Below are 17,361 nucleotides of genomic sequence, written 5' to 3'. Positions count from 1 at the left end.
GATGTGTGACGATCCGCTGCTGCCCGCCTCCGTGGCCCGCGCACTGGCCGACTACCGTGAGCTGCGCGACGCGCACGGCCCCTGCTGGGGCGAGCCGCCCATCCCGTACGTCGTCCAGGCCTGGGCCACCGTCTTCCTCGACCGCCGCCACAACTACTGGGGCGCGGGGCTGCGCCAGCTCGCCGGGCGATATTCCCCGGAGGAGGCCGAGGATCATCTCGACGAGGTGGACCCGGAGCGGGCGGTGCGGGACGCGCTGGCGGGCGACGTGCCGGACAACCTGGCCGCGCTGCGCCTGACCCCCGAGGGGTTCGCGCTGGAGGCCGTCACCCGGGTGGTACTGGACGACCGGCCCTTCCGTACGCCGCTGCTCCTCGACTCCAGCGTGGACGAGCCGGTCACGGTCGTCGTGGATGGCACGCCGTACGAGGTGCCTCCCCATGGCGCCCGGGTGGCCGGCCTGGAGCGGGACGTCAGCGTGAACGGGGAGCCCGTGGACCTGTCGCCGCTGCGCAGGCGGGCGGAGGCGGCCACGATCAGGGTGCGGGCGGGGTTCCCGTGCCGGTGGAGCGTGACGGGAGCCGACGGGCAGGGCTGGTACCCCGAGGGCGCCCCGCCCAAGGTGGACGTCCACCGCAGGCCGTTCTTCCACGGCGACGACCTCGTGATCGCCGTGCCCGCCGAGCCGGTCACGGTGGCGGTGGCCAGGGGCATGGAGTACACCGCGTCCGAGGTCGTGATCACCCCCGAAGCGGGCGCGGAGACGCTGGTCGAGCTGACCCCCGAGCGCCTGTACGACGCGGCGGCCCGCGGCTGGTACGGCGGCGACCTGCACGTGCACCTCAACTGGATGGGCGAGGAGCCCGCCGCGCCCGAGCTGGCCGCGGCGGCGCAGCACGGCGAGGACCTGCACGTGCTCAACCTCGTGGCGGGCAACGTCGCGAGCGGGCGCGTCTACGACGTCGAGGCGCTGGAGCATTGGGTGGGCAAGGACCTGCCCTGGTCCGACGACAGGCACCTGGCCAGGCTCGGCGTCGAGTACCGCAACGACGTCGTCGGCCACCTGACCGCCTTCGGCCTGCGGGAGCCGCCGAGCCGCTACCACGCGGGGTTCGAGGGCACGGCCGACTGGCCGCCCAACGCGGTCGCGCTGGAGGAGCTGCGCCGGCTCGGCGGGGTGACGGGGTACGGGCACCCGTTCCACACGGCGTTCTCCGACGACGACCCGCCGGACGTGATCCTCAACACCGGCCGCAACTGCGCGGCCAGGGAGATCGTCGCGGACGCCGCGCTCGGCCTGATCGACACGCTCGACGTGCTCAACCACTCCTCGCTCGCGGCCACCGCCACCGTCTACCGCCGCCTGATCGGCGCGGGCAACAGGCTCACGGTCACCGCGGGCACCGACGCCGTGCTGTCCTTCTGCCGCCGCGGCACCGCGTCCAGCCCGCCGGGGTGGGAGCGGGTGTACGCGAACGTCGCGGGCCCGCTCACCGCCGAGTCCTATGCCGAGGCGATCCTGCTCGGCCGCACGTTCGCCACCACCGGGCCGTGGCTGGAGCTGACCGTGAACGGGCACGGGCCGGGCGACACGCTGGAGCTGGCACCCGGGCAGCGGGTCGAGATCGTGGTCTCCTCGATCGGGCCCGAGGTCGAGTCGCTGGAGATCCGCACCGCCGACGGCGTCCTGGCGCAGGGGCCGCCGGGGCGGCTGGTCGCGTCGATGACGGCGGGCGAGCCGACGTACGTGGTCGCGGTGGCCTCGGGCGGGCCCCACCCGCGCACCGTGCACCGGTCGGGGGCGTACGCGCACACCAGCCCGGTGTACGTGGACGTCGCGGGCGGGCACGTGGCCAGGGAGGCGGACGTGCGCTGGTGCCTGGCGTGGCTGGACCGGCTGGAGGTCCTGCTGCGGCGGTACGGCACGTTCGAGACGCCCGCCCAGCTGGACGACCACCTGGAGCTGTACGAGCGCGCCAGGGCCGTCTACCGCGCCCGACTTCCCTAGGGCCCGACTTCCCTAGGCGAGACCCGCGACACGCGCGTGTCGGCGGAGTGGCTTCGTGAAGTCGTGGCGGGTCTATGATGTTGGAAACTGAAGCGGCTCCGGTCCCCGGTCGCCGCCGGGCGAAGCGTTCGGAGGTCGGCGCATGCTGGAGTCGCAGTGGGCCCGTGACACGTTCGGGCAGCGGGTGCCGGCGATCAGACAGGCGATCGCCGAGGCGCTGTCGGTCGCGCTCGACAACGCCCGCGACGCCCAGACGGCCGCGCAGACCGAGCACACGCACCCGTTCGGGTTCACGCTCATGTCGCGCAAGTTCGAGGCGCTGGCCAAGGCGTTCGAGGACATGGGCGACGTGCGGATCATCAAGCCCGCCGGGTCCCCCCACGAGCTGGTGGTGCTCGACGGCAAGCTGCTGTTCCCGTTCCGCTATGCCAAGGACCGCTCGATCGGCGTGATGAGCGCGCGCATCGGCGAGGGCCGGCCTTCGACGCTGGTCCAGGCGCTGTTCAACCGGTTCGGGCCCGAGCCGCGGATGCGGCAGCTCTCGCTCCACGACCTCGCGCCGCAGGCGGTGCCGGTGGCCGAGGCGCTGTCCGACCTGCCCGACGACACGAGCCTGGTGCTGATCGCGTACGCCTGCAACGCGCACGCGGGGCTGCTCGACGCCTGGTGGGGCGAGGCCGAGCTGCTCGACCGCACCGGCAGCCTGCGCTGGCACGTGTGCGAGCCGATCCCCCTGGCCCAGGACACGACGACGGCCGGGCAGGCCGGGGCGCAGCCGGCCGCGTTCGACCAGGGCGCCCTGCCCACGCCGGCGCTCAACCCCCGCACCGGGGCCGCGCGGCTCACGGCGCCCGTCAGCGAAGCCGTACCGATCACCAGGGCAGAAGCCGCCGGCGGTGAGTGAGTTCAAGACCGGCGCGCCGACCCCCCAAGCCGTCGCCGACGCGTTCGACGCCACCCGCCTCACCCAGGCCCGCCACCTGGCCGCGCTCACCAAGAAGGAGGTGGCCGAGCTCCTCGGCGTCTCCCCCTCCGCGGTCGGGCAGTACGAGGCGGGCGTCACCCGCCCGCGCCCCGACCTGGTCCCATTGCTGGCCGAGGCGCTGGCCGTGCCGATGGCCTTCTTCCTGCCCGGACGGCCGCACGGCAAGCTCGACGGCTCCATGGCCCACTTCCGCAGCCTGCGCTCCACCCGCGCCTACCAGCGGGCCAAGGCCGTGGCCTTCGTCGAGCAGGTGTGGGAGCTGACGTACGCGCTGGAGAAGCGGATCCAGCTGCCGGCCGTCGACCTGCCCGGGTTCGCGGGCGGCGAGATGCACTCGGCGCTGCCGCGCGACCCGGCGGGCGCGGCCCGCGCGCTGCGGGCCCACTGGGGGCTCGGCACCGGCCCGGTCAGCCACCTCGTACGCCACATGGAGTCCCACGGCATCGTCGTCGCCTTCCCCCGCCACGACCCCGACGCGGTCACCGTCGACGCGTTCTCCACCTCCAGCCTGCCGCGGCCGATCGTCGTGCTGACCCCCAACCGGTTCGACGACATCTACCGCCACCGCTTCACCGCCGCCCACGAGCTGGGCCACCTCGTCCTGCACGGCGACACGGCGGCCGGTGACAGCCACCAGGAGCGCGAGGCCGACGCGTTCGCGGCCGAGTTCCTCACGCCGCGCGACAGCATCCTGCCGCAGCTGCCGCAGCGGGCCGACCTGCGCAAGCTCGCCGAGCTGCGGCGGACGTGGGGGGTGTCGGTCGACTCGCTGCTCTACCGGTGCCGCGAGACCGGGCTGATCTCCGACTCCGCCGCCGGCCGCGCCTACCAGCGCCTGGCCGCGCTGCGCGACCAGCCGGGCTTCACCAACGAGCCCGTCTCCGGCTACCCCGGCGAGCAGCCGGTCCTGCTCGCCCACGCCTTCGACCTGGCCACCCGCGAGAGCGACCTGACCGCCGCCACCCTCGCCCGGGAGCTGGCCTGGCCCATCACCCGCGTACGCGAGCTGATCGGCCTGCCCGACCAGCGGCCCTCACTGAAGCTCGTCCTTTAGCCCCGCGCCGATGGCGTCCAGCTCCGCGACCGCGTCCGGGGGCAGGACCAGGTCGGCCGCGGCGACGTTCTCGCGGAGATGGGCCGGGGACGAGGTCCCCGGGATGAGGACGATGGTGGCCGAGCGCTGCAGCAGCCAGGCCAGGGCGACCTGCTGGGGTGAGACGCCCAGGCGGGCGGCCACGTTCCGGAGCGTCTCCGACTGGAGCGGGGTGAAACCGCCCAGGGGGAAGAACGGCGCGTAGGCGATGTTCTCGGCGGCGCACCGCTCGACGAGAGCGTCGTCCTGCCGGTTCGCCACGTTGTAGAGGTTCTGCACGGTGACGACGGGCGCGATGGACTGGGCCTCGGTGAGCTGGGCCGTGGAGACCGCGCTGAGGCCGAGGTGGCGGATCAGCCCCTCCTCGCGCAGCTCCGCCAGAGCCCCGAACTGCTCCGCGAGCGACTCGTCGGTGGCGCCCTCGTGCGTGACCACCCGCAGGTTGACGACGTCGAGGACGTCCAGGCCGAGGTGCCGGAGGTTCTCGTGCACCGCGACCTTGAGGTCCGCGGGGTCCTGAGCGGGCATCCACTCCCCCTGGGGGCCGCGGCGCGCGCCGACCTTGGTGACGATGCGCAGGTCCGCCGGGTACGGGTGCAGGGCCTCCTTGATGAGCTCGTTGACGACGGCGGGGCCGTAGAAGTCGCTGGTGTCGATGTGGTTGATCCCCAGGTCGAGGGCTTCGCGAAGCACGGCGATGGCCTGGTCGCGGTCTTGGGGCGGCCCGAAGACGCCGGGGCCGGCCAGTTGCATGGCGCCGTAGCCCATGCGGTTGAGGGTGAGGTCGTCCGCAAGCGTCAGCGCCTTATCCGACATTTCATGATTTCCTCTCATTCCGTGGACACTCTGCAACGTGCCTGCTCCAGGTGGGAGTACCCGCTGTTCCAGGGTCGCAGGGTCCTGGTCGGACCTCGCCTTGGTCACCTTCCACGCACAGCCGGGCCGCCTCACCGCTTGGGGCGGCCGTACGACATCCGCCGGAGGAACACCTCCGCCGGCCCCCGGTGACCGACGGCGCGCAGCCACTCGGCCAGCACGATCGACAGCAGCCAGACCCCGACGGCGATCCCGAAGGTGACGACAAAGCTCACGCCGTCGCGCAGGCCCAGCGTGAACGGGTAGAAGAGCACCACCCAGACCACGGCTTGGAACAGGTAGAACGTCAACGACCGCTGCCCCAGCGCCGCCAGGGCCGTGGTGAGCCGGCCGGGCCGGACCTTGACCGCGACGAGTCCGACGGCGGCGGCCATGCCGATGCCGCCCGCGTACCCGGTCAGGTCGTGCGCCACGGCGACCGCCCAGCTGACGGGGACCGAGGTGGGAGTCCACACGCCGGCCGCGAGCAGCGCCGCGGGCAGCCTGCCCGCCACTGCCACGCCGATGAGCACCACGGTGACGCGGCGCAGCAGCGGCAGGTGCCGCTCGGGCTCGTCGAGGAACCGGCGCCTGGCGGCCCAGATGCCCAGCATCATGCCCGGCACCACCATGATGGTGGAGATCGCGGTCTCCACCGGCCAGGACGGAATGGCGGCGACGAGGTGCGCGGCGAACGTGGGCTCCATGAACTCCGCCATGTTCACCGGCTTCGCCTGGGCCACCACGCTCTGCCAGGCCAGCAGGAGGGTCGCGGGGACGAGCGTCAGCAGGCCCGTCCACCACAGCACCGAATCCCGCGCTCGCACAAGGGGCGCGAGCACCAGCAGGGTCAGCCCGTACACCGCGATGATGTCGATGGGCACGAGCACCACCGTGTTCAGGAAGCCGATGACGATCAGCCAGAGCGCCCGGCGTCGCAGCAGGCTCCGGATCGAGGCCCAGTCGCCGCCCCTGGCCTGCCGGCTGTGGGCTAACTGCCCGAGCCCGTAGCCGAACAGGAACACGAACATGTCGCGGGCCTGGTTGTCGGCGAGCAGCGACTTGATGAACTTCGCCGCGGTGTCAAGCGCGGCGGGCCCCGCGTCCCAGTCGCCGACGAACGCCGGCGCGTGTGACAGGGCGATCAGCAGCAGCATGAAGCCGCGTGCCAGATCCGGCGCCAGCGCTCTCGCTGTCACGCCGGTGGGCGCCGTGAGGGTCATGTTGGTTTCCTTCCGGTTCGGCGTGCCGGGCCGCTGCTGCGGGCCTGACGGTGCTGCTACGTCCTGCGCGCCCACGGCTCGCCGGGAGCCGCCATTCGCGATAGTACGTGTTCACTTGAAGCCAAAAGCTACGTTGCGTTCAAATATTTGTCAATCAGAACCGTGCCGAGAATCCGTCATTTATGCAGCCAGATGGCACTGATAATTGCAATGGACCTGAAGCTGAATGCAACTCTCACGTTTGCCTCTATTGCAATGGGGTGCGATCGAAGGCAATACTGGATCGCCAGAGCACAGGGACAGGAGCACAGGAGGCGAGCGCCGATGCCGGGAGGCAGGTTGACCCAACAGGACCGCCGGGACATCGCCGCAGGCCTGGCGAACGGGCTCGGCTACGCCGAGATCGCCCGGCGCCTGTCCAGGCCGACCTCCACCGTCAGCCGGGAGGTCAGCCGCAACGGCGGCCCCGGAGCGTACCGGGCCGAGCGGGCGCACCAGGCGACCGAACGACGCGCCCGCCGCCGCCGGCAGACCCCGCGATCAGCGCCCCCGGCCGCCAACACGGCGTACGGCCGCGACCCCGAGGAGATGCGCGAATTCGCGGAGCGCCTCGTCGAGACCCTGGTGCAGACGGGTGTGCAGCGGATGGCATCGAGGGTCCTGGCCTGCCTCTACATCACCGACACCGGCGCGCTCACGGCCAAGGACCTCGCCCAGCGCCTCCAGGTCAGCCCCGCCTCGATCTCCACCGCCGTCGCCTACCTGGAGGAACAGGAGCTGATCAGGCGCGACCGCGACCCGCGGAGCCGTCGCGAGTTGTACAGCGTCGACAACGCTCTTTGGTACCGGTCGTTTCTGGCGAGTGCGCAGCGAAACTTCTTGCTGGCCGAGACCGCCCGCGACGGGGCACGCATCCTGGGCGCCACGACCCCAGCCGGAGCGCGCTGTGAATTCGTGGGTGAATTCCTTCGACGTACCGGCGAGGACATACTCCAGACGGCCGAACGCTGGCAGCACCTTTTGATCCCGCAAGCACGCGAAAACCCTGAGTAATTCAACGCGATCCGTGGACGCGGCGACACCGCCACACGGCATGCGCCATCCGCACGAGCTCGACGCCGACGTTGACGATGGTGCCTGAGATGCTGAGCTCGGCCCGGGTGAGGCTACCCGATTCGGGCTCCATCGCCGTCGCCTGACCTGCGGCAAGCACCCGCTCACCCGCTCCCGTAGGACCGATGCGAGGGGCAACTCCGGCCCGCGATGGCGACCGGCGCAAGGGCGCTTCAGCCGGTACAGCGGCAGGCGGTCCGGAAACACTCAACGAGGCGGCGGGCAAATTAACACGACGTTCTTTCCAGGATGGTCACGTCTTTCAGCGGCTTGCCGCGGAAGAAGTCAGAAGGGGAGATCTGGTCTCCCGTCGCAATTTTTTCCATGGGAATGGCCAGATCGCCCGTAGTGACGAAATCCATGAAGGACTGGGCGATGGCCGTTACCGGGATTTTCACGCAGACTTTCGGCGGGGTGTCGGCGATGGCGGCCGGGCCTGAGAGCAGAGCGGCGCCGATGGCGGTCGCGGTCAGAGCGTGCTTGTACATGTTGCTTCCTTCGTAGCCGACGAGAAGATCAAATTCGTGCTGTCGCCGATGAGGCGCCGACGCTCATCGCACCCGTGCCCGCGTCTCCAGGGGACGAGGGAGCGGGAGCGTGCTTCACGTACGCGCCACGGCCAAGAGGCGGGCTCGGGCGAGCACGTCGGCGATCGTGCGTACGCCGACGAGGGCTTCGCGAGGCATCGGGCCCCACGTGTCCTCCATGGCGACGTGGAGTTCGGCGAGGTCCAGGCTGTCGGCCTCCAGGTCCTCGCGGAGCCGCGCGTCCAGCGTGACCCGGCTCGGGTGGACCTTCAGGATGCTGACGCAGCGGTCGCGCACCACGGTCAAGATCTCCTCGTCGCTCACACCGGGCCCTTTCCTCGTAGCGTCTTGTCACTTAGCGTGGCCGGTCGCCCGATAAATGGGCACTCGTGACGCGGAACCCGCCGTTAAGGAGTTGATCAAGTTTCGAGGGTCGCGACGGGTGCCCGCGGGGCCGCGTACCTATCCTGAGCAGCACCTGATCTTGAGGGGGGATGGGCGTGGCCGCGCAGTCCGAGCCGTACCCGAGGCGGTACGCCCACGTGGCCGGGGTGGCGGTGCACCTGCCCGAGGAGAGCCTGACCACGCCGGAGCTGGAAAAGCTACTGGCCGCCCGTAATCCGGGCACGCACATCCCCCTCGGCGTCATCGAGCAAGCCAGCGGCGTGGAGCGGCGGCACGTGGCCGCTCCCGGTCAGACGGCCGCCGGGATGGCCGCGGCCGCCGCCCGCACTCTGCTCGAGCAGACCGGGCATGTCCCGCCCGTCATAGACCTGATCATCTATGCGGGGGTGACCGTCGACGCCGTCGAGCCCGCCACCGCGCACATGGTGGCCGCCGAGCTGGGGGCGAGCTGCCCGGTATTCGATGTACGCAATGCATGCAACAGCGTTCTGAACGCGGTCGAGCTGGCCGACACGCTCATCACGGCCGGCCGCTACCGTACGGTCCTCATCGTGTGCGGGGAGGTCGCCACTCCGGCCATCCGCTGGCAGGTCGAGTCGGACGCGGACTTCGTCGCCGCCGGGCCCTCCTACACCGTCTCCGACTCGGGGACGGCCATGCTGCTGGAGGCCAGTGCGGTGCCCGGGGTGCTGGGGCACCGGTTCTGCGCCAGCTCGGAACACTGGGACGCCGCCGTCCTGCCGGTCACGCGTTCCATCTCGGCCGGTTACCAGGTGGGCGCGTTCACCGTGGACCCCGTGGGGCTGGCCGTTGGGGTGCACAAGCTCGACCGGTCCGTGCTGCGGGCGCCGCTGGCCGAACGCGGGCTCGACTGGGACGACATGGCGGCGATCTGCGTGCATCAGGCGTCCCTGTCGTCCTTGCACACCTTCTGCGAGGCGGCCGGGATCCCGCTGGGGAAGGTGGTGGTGACCATCGCCGAGCACGGCAATCTCGTCGCCTCCACGATCCCCGTGCAGTTGCACCAGGCGGTCCAGTCGGGCCGGGTGCAGCGCGGCGATCTGGTTGCGCTCGTGGGGGTGGCCAGCGGGGTCAGCGCAGGGACCGTGCTGCTGCGCTGGTGACGGCCTCCAAGACTCCCGGTGTCGAGGGGCGGGGGTTCCCGGGAGGCAGAGACCGGCGCTGAGGGGCTGGGGGTTCCCGGGAGTCGGTGACCGGCAGTGAGGGGCTGGAGGTTCTCGGCGGACGGTGACCGGCGCTGAAGGCTGGCGGGTGCCGGTGTGGCGGGGTTGAGGGTGGGGTGAACGGCCGCGACACTACGGAGTTGTCGCGCTACTTTTCGTGACAATGCATGCGATGATCACTTCCATGTGGGACATGCGATCCAGCGGAGGTCCGGTGCGCGCCCGGGTGGCCGTCACCGGCATGGGCGTGCGTACCCCAGCAGGCGCCCATCCAAAGGAGCTGTGGGACACCCTGCTGGCCGGCCGGTCGACGGCACGTACGATCACCTCGTTCGACGCCGAGGGCCTGCCGGTGGACTTCGCCTGCCAGGTGCCCGACCTCGACCTGGACGGCTACGTGAAGCCCAGGGACGCCCGCCGGATGGACCGGGTCACGCGGCTGGCGTTCTGCGCCGCGACCGACGCCCTGGCCGATGCGGGCCGGACGGCGGCGGGGCCCGAGCGCCGGGCCGTCGTGACGGGGACCGGGTACGGCGGTGTCGCCACCCAGGAGCTCGCCTTCGGCACCCTGGACGAGCGCGGACGCGCCTGGCCGGGCCCCCTGCACATCCCCATGAGCATGCACAACGCCGCCGCCGCCGAGATCAGCATCCGGCACGCGTTCCTCGGCCCGAGCATGTCGGTGGCGACCGCGTGCGCCTCCGGCAGCCACGCCATAGGTGAGGGTATGCGGCTGGTCCGCGACGGGACGGCGGACGTGGTGCTGGCGGGCGGCATGGAGGCGGGGGTGCAGGCCAGCGCGCTGGTGGGGTTCGGGCGGGTGGGGGCGCTGTCGCGCCGCGCGGCGGAGCCCGGACGCGCCAGCCGGCCCTTCGACGCCGACCGCGACGGGTTCGTGCTGGGTGAGGGCGCGGCGTTCCTCGTGCTGGAACGGCTGGAGGACGCGCTGCGCCGGGGCGCCCACGTGTACGCCGAGCTGAGCGGGTACGGCCGGACGTCCGACGGCCATCACCTCACGGCCCCCGACCCCGAGGGCGGCGGCGCGTACCGCTGCATGCGTCACGCGCTGGCCGACGCCGGGGTCGCGGCGGCCGACGTCGTCCACGTCAACGCGCACGCCACCTCCACCCGCCTCAACGACGAGATCGAGGCGCGGGCCATCGCGCGGCTGTTCGGCGAGTACGCGGTGCCGGTCACGGGGAGCAAGAGCGTGATCGGCCACGCCCTGGGGGCCTCGGGCGCGATCGAGGCCGTGATCAGCGTGCTGACCCTGATCGAGCGCACCATCCACCCCACCGCGAACCTCGACCGCCGGGACCCGGCCTGCCCCGTCGACGTCGTGACCGCGCCGCGCCCCGTCGTTCCCGGCCCGGTGCTGTCCAACTCGTTCGCGTTCGGGGGGCACAACGCGACCCTCGTCTTCACCCCGTTCCAGGAGGACCGATGAAACTGGCGGGCACGATCGCCCTGGTCACGGGCGCCAGCGGTGGCATCGGCCAGGCCACGGCCCGCGCGCTCGCGCGGCACGGCGTGCACCTGGTCCTGACCGGCCGCGACGCCGGCGTGCTGGAGACGCTGGCCACGGAGGTGGGCGGGCGTGCCGTCCCCGCCGACCTGACGGGCCGCAAAGCCATCGCGAAGATGATGAAGCAGGCCGGACCGGTCGACATCCTGGTGGCCAACGCCGGGGTCATCGCTCCCGCGCGGATGACCGATCACGATCTCGACGAGATCGACCACTACCTGGAGCTCAACCTGCGCGTGCCGCTCGTGATGGCCCGCCTGGCCGCCGAGCGGATGGTGGCCAACGGGCGTGGCCACCTGGTGTTCATGAGCTCGATCGGCGGAAAGATGGCGCATCCGCATCTAGCCGTCTATAACGCGACCAAGCATGGCCTGCGGGGGTTCGGGCATGCGGCCAGGATGGACCTGGCGCCCTACGGCGTCGGCGTCTCCGTCATCTGCCCGGGGCTGGTGCGCGACGCCGGGATGCTCACCCGTACCTCGCTGACCGTGCCCCCATGGATGACGCGCAGCCCGCTGCACGTGGCGCGGGCGGTGTGCCGGGCCATCCTGACCGACGCCGCCGAGATCGACGTCGCGCCGCTGCCCGTCCGCGTCGCGGCCGGGCTGGCGAGCGTGTGGCCCGGGGCCGGGGCGCGGGTGCAGCGCCTCATGGGGGTCGAGGGGTACGCCCGCGCCGCCGCCGGCCGCGGCTTCCTGTGACCGGTTGACATCAAGCAAGGTTGAGGTTGCAGGCTCGGAAGACGAGTTGACCGCTGTCTCCGGGAGTGCGCCATGCATGCCGTCGTCCTGCACACCTTCGGCCCCGCCGAGAACCTCCGCTACGAGAGCGTGCCCGACCCCGAGCCGGGACCCGGCCAGGTTCGCATCGCCGTCAAGGCGGCCGGGGTGCACCTGATCGAGACGACCATGCGGTCAGGGGCGACCGGTGGCATGACGCCGCCGCTGCCGGAGCTCCCGGCGATCTTCGGCGGCGAGGTGGCCGGACGCGTGGACCAGGTGGGTCCCGGGGTGGATCCGTCCTGGATCGGGCGTGATGTGGTGACCGCGAACGGCCGCCCCGGCGGCTACGCGGAGCTGGCGGTCGCGGACGTGACGTCCGTGCACCCGATCACCTCCGTCTACGAGACGGCGGTGGCCATGGTCGTCACCGGGGTGACGGCGCTGCAGTTCCTGGACGTGGCCAAGCTGACCACTGACGACGTCGTGCTGGTAACCTCGGCGGCCGGCGGTATCGGGCGCCTGATCGTCCAGTACGCGCGCGGCCTCGGCGCCAGGGTGGTCGGCGCGGCGGGCGGGGCCGCGAAGGTGGCGGCCGTACGCGACCTCGGGGCGGACCTCGCCGTCGACTACGACCAGCCGGGCTGGGAGGAGACCGTCGCCAGGGAGCTGGGCGGCCGCGCGGTCACCGCCCTGCTCGACGGGGTCGGCGGCGACAGGGCGCGGGCCGCGTTCGGGCTGCTGGCCGACGGCGGCCGCTACGTCACCATCGGCAACGCCTCCCGGCAGGAGTTCCAGCCGGACTCCCGGACGGTGGAGGAGCGCGGCCTCACCGTGACCAACGCCCTGATGCTGCTGCTCGGCGAGCCGAACACGCGGCCGGACTACGAGGTCAGGGCGCTGGCGGCGCTCGCCGACGGCACGCTGGCCCCGGCCGTGCAGACGTTCCCGCTCGCGGAGGCGGCGGCCGCCCACGCCGCGCTCGAAAGCAGGCGTACGACGGGCAAGGTCGTGCTCATCCCTTAGCCGCGAATCCCCTGAGCCGCGATTGCCTTGGCCGCGATGGCGTACTGCGGGTTCTCGGGGCGGTAGGACGAGCCGACGACGGTGAACCCGGCCTCGGCCAGCCGCTCCTCCAGGTCGGCGGGGGTGAACGGCAGGAAGTCGATGGTGTGCCGGTGGTGGCTGAGCGTGCCGTCGGGGTGCTCCTGGATGAACAGGATCTCGGCCAGGCACGGCTCGCCGAAGCTCTCGGGGAAGGTCCAGACGTAGACGCAGGTGGACCGTACGCCGTCCCGCTCGCGCACCCGGTCACCGACCACGATCCGCCGGCGCTCGCGATAAAGCAGCTCCCAGTTGCGGGAGTCGACGATCAGCGTGCCGGTCGGGGACAGCACCTGCCGCATCCCCGACAGCGCCGCCACCATGGCCTCGCGCGACCCCGTGTGGACGAGGGAGTTGCCCAGGCACAGCACCAGCTCGTACGGCCCGGTCACGGCGGCGGGCAGGTCCTCCCACCGGGAGGTGAGCAGCTCCACGCCGGCGGGCACGCGGCGGCGCGCCTCCGCGACCATCTGCGGGCTGCCGTCGGTGGCGGTCACCCGGAACCCGGCGTGCGCCAGCGCCATGGCGTCCGCCCCGATGCCGCAGGCGCAGTCGAGCACGGGGGCGCCCGGCGGCAGGGTGTCGACCACGGCTTGGATGAACTCCCGGCGGGAGACGGACGTGCCGCCGATCACGCCCGGGGCATTCACGACCTCGTCGGCCAAGATCCAGTGGTAGTCGACGGCCAGGTCACGGTAGTAGTCCGACACGAAGCGAGCCTCGCACGATCATCGCACCCGGTCCACCCAATAAAGTCCACCCAATAAGGTGCCAGGCGATGGACACCTTACGAGCTCCCCGCCTGATGTCCGGCGATCGCGTCCGGGTCGTCTCCCCTGCCTCCCCGCCCAACCCCGACCTGGTCGCCGCCGGAGTCGAACTCCTCACCTCGTGGGGCCTCCGGGTCGAGCTGGCCGAGCACGCCTTCGACCAGTGGGGCTACATGGCGGGCCGCGACGAGGAGCGCGCCGCCGACCTGAACGACGCCTTCCGGGATCCGGGCGTACGGGCCGTGTTCGCGACGAGGGGCGGCAAGGGCGCGTACCGGATCGTGGACGACCTGGACTTCGACGCGCTCGCGCGTGACCCCAAACCCGTGATCGGCTTCAGCGACATCACCCACCTCCACCTGGCCGTGTGGCGGCACTGCCGCCTGGCCGGCCTGCACGGCCCCTTCGTCAACTGGAACGCGTCCGTCACGGGACCGGCGTCGGCCGAGGCGCTGCGCCGCGCCCTGATGACCACCGACCCCGTCACCGTCCACCGCGACCCGTCCGAGGTCACCGCGCAGGTCGGCGCGGCGGGCAGCGCCACGGGCACGCTGATCGGCGGCAACCTGAGCGCGGTCCGCACGCAGGTCGGCGCCGGGCTGCCCAGCCTGGAGGGAGCGATCCTCTTCCTGGAGGACAACCGCGGCACCGGTCTGGGCGAGGTCGACCGCTCCCTGACGCAGCTGTCCCGCTCGGGAGCGCTCGACGGCGTACGGGGCATCGCGCTCGGGCAGTTCCGGGGGTTCGAGCAGGACGACGGGGACCCGACGCTGGGCGGCTGGGGCGTCGTGGACGTGCTGCGCGACCACCTCGACCGGCTCGGCGTCCCGATCCTCGGCGGCCTGCCGGCCGGGCACGGCGACAACCCGCCGACCATCCCCATCGGCACGGAGGCCACGATCGACACGGCCGCGGGCACCCTGACCGTGCAGGCCGCCGTCAGATGATCCGCGTTAAGCGATGAAGAATCTCTTCGCAAAGATCTCGCTTACGAAGGAAAATGTTGAGACGCTGATCTGCACCAGGTGCCCCCAGCCCCAAGGAGTGGTTCATGCGCCGCCTATTGGCGATCTCCGCGGTCGCCGCGCTGCCCTTAACTTCTGGCATCGTTCCAGCTCACGCCCAGGATCCCGCTGATCGGCAGCAGGCCTTCGCGGCCGCCGCGCAGGAGTTCAAGGTCCCCGAGAGCGTCCTGCTCGGCGTGTCCTACCTGGAGTCGCGGTGGGAGGCCCATGCCGGGCAGCCGTCCAACGACGCCGGGTTCGGGCCCATGCATCTCACCGACGCCGCCGCGTACACCGCCTCCAACCATCACAGCGAGGGCGAGGAGGACGCCCGGGGCGACGAGACCCGGCCCCTGCCCGCCCCCGAACCCCAGGCGTCACCCGCCGAGATCCCCGCCTCCCTCCGCACCATGGAGAAGGCCGCGCAGCTCACCGGCGAGACCCACGAGCGGCTGCGCACGGACGACGTCGCCAACATCCGGGGCGGCGCCGCGCTGCTCGCCGACTACCAGAAGGCGCTCGGCGCGCCGCTGAGCGCCAACCCCGCCGAGTGGTACGGCGCCGTCGCCAGGTACTCCGGCGCCCAGGAGGCCGGGGCGGCGAAGTTCTTCGCCGACGAGGTGTTCACGACGATCAAGGACGGCGCCGCGCGCACCACGGACGACGGCCAGCAGGTCGCCCTCCCGGCGGTCCCGGGCCTGGAGAAGATCGAGAAGTGGCTGGAGAAGCTCGGTCTCCGCCCGTCCAGGACGGACGGCGTGGAGTGCCCGGCCTCGGTCTCGTGCGAGTGGATCCCGTCCGGGTACCAGGAGCTGCCCCCGGACGACTACGGGCACTACGACCTGGCGAACCGGCCGGTCAGCCAGAAGATCGAGTACATCATCATCCATGACATGGAGGGATACTTCGACTCCTCCATCCGCCTGAACCAGGACCCGAAGTACGGCGCAAGCTGGCAGTACTCCGTACGCTCCAGCGACGGCCACATCGCCCAGCACATCAAGGGCAAGGACGTCGCCTGGCAGGCCGGCAACTGGTACGTCAACGCCAAGTCCATCGGCATCGAGCACGAGGGCTTCCTGGCCGAGGGCAGCACCTGGTACACCGAGGCGATGTACCGCTCGAGCGCCCGGCTGGTCCGCTACCTGGCGTTCAGGTACGGCATCCCGCTCGACCGCGCCCACATCCTGGGCCACGACAACGTCCCCGGCACGCTGCCCACGACCGTGAAGCAGATGCACGAGGACCCGGGCCCGTTCTGGGACTGGGCGCACTACTTCCAGCTGATGGGCGCCCCGTTGCACCGGTTCGGCGGGCCCAACTCCGGCTCGGTCATGATCAAGCCGGACTTCGCGTCGAACAAGCCGTACTTCTATGGGTGTGACCGCAAGAACCCGGAGAACGCCTGCCCGCCGCTCCCCGCGAGCACGGTCTGGCTGCGCACCGAGCCGAGGGCGGACGCGCCGCTGGTCAAGGACATCGGCAAGCACCCCACGGGCGAGTCCCTCTACAGCGTGTACGACCACAGCGCCCGCGCCACCACCGGCCAGCGCTTCGCCGTGGCCGAGCGCCAGGGCGACTGGACGGCCATCTGGTACCTGGGTCAGAAGGCGTGGTTCCTCAACCCGGCGAGCGCGCCGACCGCCGTCCCGTCAGCCGGCCTCGTGGTCACCCCGAAGCCGGGCAAGGCCACCGTCCCGGTGTTCGGCAGGGCGTACCCGGAGCAGGAGGCGTACCCGGCGGACATCCCGTACCAGGCGGTGACCCCGCTGCAGTACACGTTCTCGGCAGGCGAGAAGTACACGCTCGCCGGGGCGGCGCCCGCGGAGTACTACCGGGCGGTCACCTTCACCATGGACCAGGACCACAAGGTGGTCCGGGGCAAGACGAAGTACCTGCAGATCCAGTTCGGCCACCGCGTCATGTTCGTCAAGGCTGACGACGTGCAGGTGACGTTCTCCGGGTGAACTCCTTGACGGCGCGCCTGGTGCTCGCGAGCGCCTCCTGAGAGGAGTCGTACGTGCGCTGGGCGACGCCGACGAACACGCAGTCGACGACGAGGAGCTGGCTGATCCGGCTGGCCAGGGCGCCGGGACGGAACTCCGTCTCGCGCCCGGCGGAGATCAGCACGTGTTCGGCCAGCTCCGCGATGGACGAGCGCGGGTTGTTCGTGATGGCGACCGTGGTGGCCCCGGCCTCCTTGGCCCGGGTCAGCGGCTCGATCACGTCGGGCGTCTCCCCCGACGTGCTGATGCCGATCGCGACGTCGCCCTCCCTGAGCAGCACCGCGCTGGTCAGCGCCAGGTGCGCGTCCTGGAAGGCGTGGCTGGACAGCCCGATGCGCAGCAGCTTCTGCGCGACGTCCTCGGCCACCAGCCCGGAGGCGCCCACGCCGTACGCGTCGATCCGCCGGGCACCCACGATGGCGTCCACGACCAGGCCCAGCCGCTCGGAGGTCAGCTGGGCCACGGTGTCGTTGATCGCCTCCGACTCGGCCCGCGCGACCTTCTGGATGACCTCCGACAACGGGTCGTCCGGCGCCAGGTCGCCGGGCACGAGCCGGTCGGGCTGCGCGGCGGCAGCGGCTAAGGCCAGCCGGAGCTGCGGGTATCCCGCGAACCCGAGCAGCCTCGCCGTGCGCACGATCGTGGCCTCGCTGGTGCCCGAGGCGGCGGAGAGCTCCGTGATGGTGCTCCTGGCCACCGTCGCGGGGTCCTCCAGGATGAGCCGGGCGACGGTCTGCGCGGCCGGCGTCAGGGACGGCAGCACACCGCGGACCGTGGCCACCAGAGTGTCGGCCCGCATGCCGTTCCCGCTGTCGTCCACGTCCTGATTATGCCGTCCGT

At 71.6% G+C, this 17,361-nt stretch carries 16 protein-coding genes; 10 read left to right on the top strand and 6 right to left on the bottom strand.

The window, feature by feature from the left end; genetic code table 11:
* Position 1: 1 nt before the first annotated feature.
* From ACIHFD_RS54865 to ACIHFD_RS54855, 3 genes are all read left to right on the top strand, one after another.
* The gene (locus ACIHFD_RS54865) at positions 2-2,008 is read left to right on the top strand and encodes a CehA/McbA family metallohydrolase (RefSeq protein ID WP_397373687.1); all 2,007 of its coding nucleotides are present in this window, start codon (positions 2-4) and stop codon (positions 2,006-2,008) included.
* Between the two features lie 142 nt (positions 2,009-2,150).
* The gene (locus tag ACIHFD_RS54860) at positions 2,151-2,912 is read left to right on the top strand and encodes a hypothetical protein (RefSeq protein ID WP_397373686.1); all 762 of its coding nucleotides are present in this window, start codon (positions 2,151-2,153) and stop codon (positions 2,910-2,912) included.
* Entirely contained in the window at positions 2,905-4,047 is a 1,143-nt protein-coding gene (locus ACIHFD_RS54855; protein ID WP_397373685.1) for a helix-turn-helix domain-containing protein, read from the top strand. Before ACIHFD_RS54860 ends, ACIHFD_RS54855 begins: the two co-directional genes overlap by 8 nt.
* Here ACIHFD_RS54855 and ACIHFD_RS54850 read toward each other — a convergent pair.
* Both ACIHFD_RS54850 and ACIHFD_RS54845 read right to left on the bottom strand, forming a co-directional pair.
* Positions 4,027-4,902, bottom strand: a complete 876-nt coding sequence (locus ACIHFD_RS54850) for an oxidoreductase (RefSeq protein WP_397373684.1) — start codon at positions 4,900-4,902, stop codon at positions 4,027-4,029. The genes ACIHFD_RS54855 and ACIHFD_RS54850 overlap by 21 nt on opposite strands.
* 131 nt (positions 4,903-5,033) lie before the next feature.
* Positions 5,034-6,164 carry a DUF418 domain-containing protein gene (locus ACIHFD_RS54845; RefSeq protein WP_397373683.1) on the bottom strand — a complete coding sequence of 377 codons (1,131 nt, stop codon included), beginning with the start codon at positions 6,162-6,164 and terminating at the stop codon, positions 5,034-5,036.
* A 339-nt stretch (positions 6,165-6,503) separates the two neighbouring features.
* Between ACIHFD_RS54845 and ACIHFD_RS54840 the strand changes: the two genes are divergently transcribed.
* A complete protein-coding gene (locus tag ACIHFD_RS54840; protein ID WP_397373681.1) occupies positions 6,504-7,217 on the top strand; it encodes a helix-turn-helix domain-containing protein in 714 nt (237 codons plus the stop codon).
* 287 nt (positions 7,218-7,504) lie between these two features.
* On the opposite strand, the gene ACIHFD_RS54835 is transcribed toward ACIHFD_RS54840, so the two are convergent.
* Positions 7,505-7,765: a hypothetical protein gene (locus ACIHFD_RS54835; RefSeq protein WP_397373680.1), complete on the bottom strand. Its 261-nt coding sequence runs from the start codon at positions 7,763-7,765 to the stop codon at positions 7,505-7,507.
* A 114-nt stretch (positions 7,766-7,879) separates the two neighbouring features.
* Positions 7,880-8,128 carry an acyl carrier protein gene (locus tag ACIHFD_RS54830; RefSeq protein ID WP_397373679.1) on the bottom strand — a complete coding sequence of 83 codons (249 nt, stop codon included), beginning with the start codon at positions 8,126-8,128 and terminating at the stop codon, positions 7,880-7,882.
* A gap of 176 nt (positions 8,129-8,304) precedes the next feature.
* Here ACIHFD_RS54830 and ACIHFD_RS54825 point away from each other — a divergent pair, with 176 nt between their 5' ends.
* The 4 genes from ACIHFD_RS54825 (at position 8,305) to ACIHFD_RS54810 (ending at position 12,663) form a co-directional block, all read left to right on the top strand.
* Positions 8,305-9,333 (top strand): 3-oxoacyl-ACP synthase III family protein, encoded by a 1,029-nt coding sequence (locus tag ACIHFD_RS54825; RefSeq protein ID WP_397373678.1) that lies wholly within the window; start codon positions 8,305-8,307, stop codon positions 9,331-9,333.
* Between the two features lie 232 nt (positions 9,334-9,565).
* Entirely contained in the window at positions 9,566-10,840 is a 1,275-nt protein-coding gene (locus tag ACIHFD_RS54820) for a beta-ketoacyl-[acyl-carrier-protein] synthase family protein (RefSeq protein ID WP_397373677.1), read from the top strand.
* Positions 10,837-11,619, top strand: a complete 783-nt coding sequence (locus ACIHFD_RS54815) for an SDR family NAD(P)-dependent oxidoreductase (protein WP_397373676.1) — start codon at positions 10,837-10,839, stop codon at positions 11,617-11,619. Before ACIHFD_RS54820 ends, ACIHFD_RS54815 begins: the two co-directional genes overlap by 4 nt.
* 72 nt (positions 11,620-11,691) lie before the next feature.
* The gene (locus tag ACIHFD_RS54810) at positions 11,692-12,663 is read left to right on the top strand and encodes a zinc-binding dehydrogenase (protein ID WP_397373675.1); all 972 of its coding nucleotides are present in this window, start codon (positions 11,692-11,694) and stop codon (positions 12,661-12,663) included.
* Here ACIHFD_RS54810 and ACIHFD_RS54805 read toward each other — a convergent pair.
* Positions 12,660-13,451: a class I SAM-dependent methyltransferase gene (locus ACIHFD_RS54805; RefSeq protein WP_397373674.1), complete on the bottom strand. Its 792-nt coding sequence runs from the start codon at positions 13,449-13,451 to the stop codon at positions 12,660-12,662. The genes ACIHFD_RS54810 and ACIHFD_RS54805 overlap by 4 nt on opposite strands.
* Positions 13,452-13,519: 68 nt before the next feature.
* Here ACIHFD_RS54805 and ACIHFD_RS54800 point away from each other — a divergent pair, with 68 nt between their 5' ends.
* Together ACIHFD_RS54800 and ACIHFD_RS54795 are read left to right on the top strand one after the other, a co-directional pair.
* The gene (locus ACIHFD_RS54800; RefSeq protein WP_397373673.1) at positions 13,520-14,458 is read left to right on the top strand and encodes an LD-carboxypeptidase; all 939 of its coding nucleotides are present in this window, start codon (positions 13,520-13,522) and stop codon (positions 14,456-14,458) included.
* Positions 14,459-14,562: 104 nt separating this feature from the next.
* Positions 14,563-16,482: an N-acetylmuramoyl-L-alanine amidase gene (locus ACIHFD_RS54795; RefSeq protein WP_397373672.1), complete on the top strand. Its 1,920-nt coding sequence runs from the start codon at positions 14,563-14,565 to the stop codon at positions 16,480-16,482.
* Here ACIHFD_RS54795 and ACIHFD_RS54790 read toward each other — a convergent pair.
* Positions 16,445-17,341, bottom strand: coding sequence for a MurR/RpiR family transcriptional regulator (locus ACIHFD_RS54790; RefSeq protein ID WP_350729495.1), 897 nt, complete (start codon positions 17,339-17,341; stop codon positions 16,445-16,447). The genes ACIHFD_RS54795 and ACIHFD_RS54790 overlap by 38 nt on opposite strands.
* Positions 17,342-17,361 lie beyond the last annotated feature (20 nt).

Source organism: Nonomuraea sp. NPDC051941 (assembly GCF_044593615.1).
This window is presented reverse-complemented; position numbering and strand designations above follow the sequence as displayed.

Excerpts from the sequence above, each read along its gene's own strand:
- ACIHFD_RS54865 (WP_397373687.1), top strand. The coding sequence starts at position 2 with ATGTGTGACGATCCGCTGCTGCCCGCCTCCGTGGCCCGCGCACTGGCC.
- ACIHFD_RS54860 (WP_397373686.1), top strand. The coding sequence starts at position 2,151 with ATGCTGGAGTCGCAGTGGGCCCGTGACACGTTCGGGCAGCGGGTGCCG.
- ACIHFD_RS54850 (WP_397373684.1), bottom strand. The coding sequence starts at position 4,902 with ATGTCGGATAAGGCGCTGACGCTTGCGGACGACCTCACCCTCAACCGC.
- ACIHFD_RS54845 (WP_397373683.1), bottom strand. The coding sequence starts at position 6,164 with ATGACCCTCACGGCGCCCACCGGCGTGACAGCGAGAGCGCTGGCGCCG.
- ACIHFD_RS54835 (WP_397373680.1), bottom strand. The coding sequence starts at position 7,765 with ATGTACAAGCACGCTCTGACCGCGACCGCCATCGGCGCCGCTCTGCTC.
- ACIHFD_RS54820 (WP_397373677.1), top strand. The coding sequence starts at position 9,566 with ATGATCACTTCCATGTGGGACATGCGATCCAGCGGAGGTCCGGTGCGC.
- ACIHFD_RS54815 (WP_397373676.1), top strand. The coding sequence starts at position 10,837 with ATGAAACTGGCGGGCACGATCGCCCTGGTCACGGGCGCCAGCGGTGGC.
- ACIHFD_RS54810 (WP_397373675.1), top strand. The coding sequence starts at position 11,692 with ATGCATGCCGTCGTCCTGCACACCTTCGGCCCCGCCGAGAACCTCCGC.
- ACIHFD_RS54800 (WP_397373673.1), top strand. The coding sequence starts at position 13,520 with ATGGACACCTTACGAGCTCCCCGCCTGATGTCCGGCGATCGCGTCCGG.
- ACIHFD_RS54795 (WP_397373672.1), top strand. The coding sequence starts at position 14,563 with ATGCGCCGCCTATTGGCGATCTCCGCGGTCGCCGCGCTGCCCTTAACT.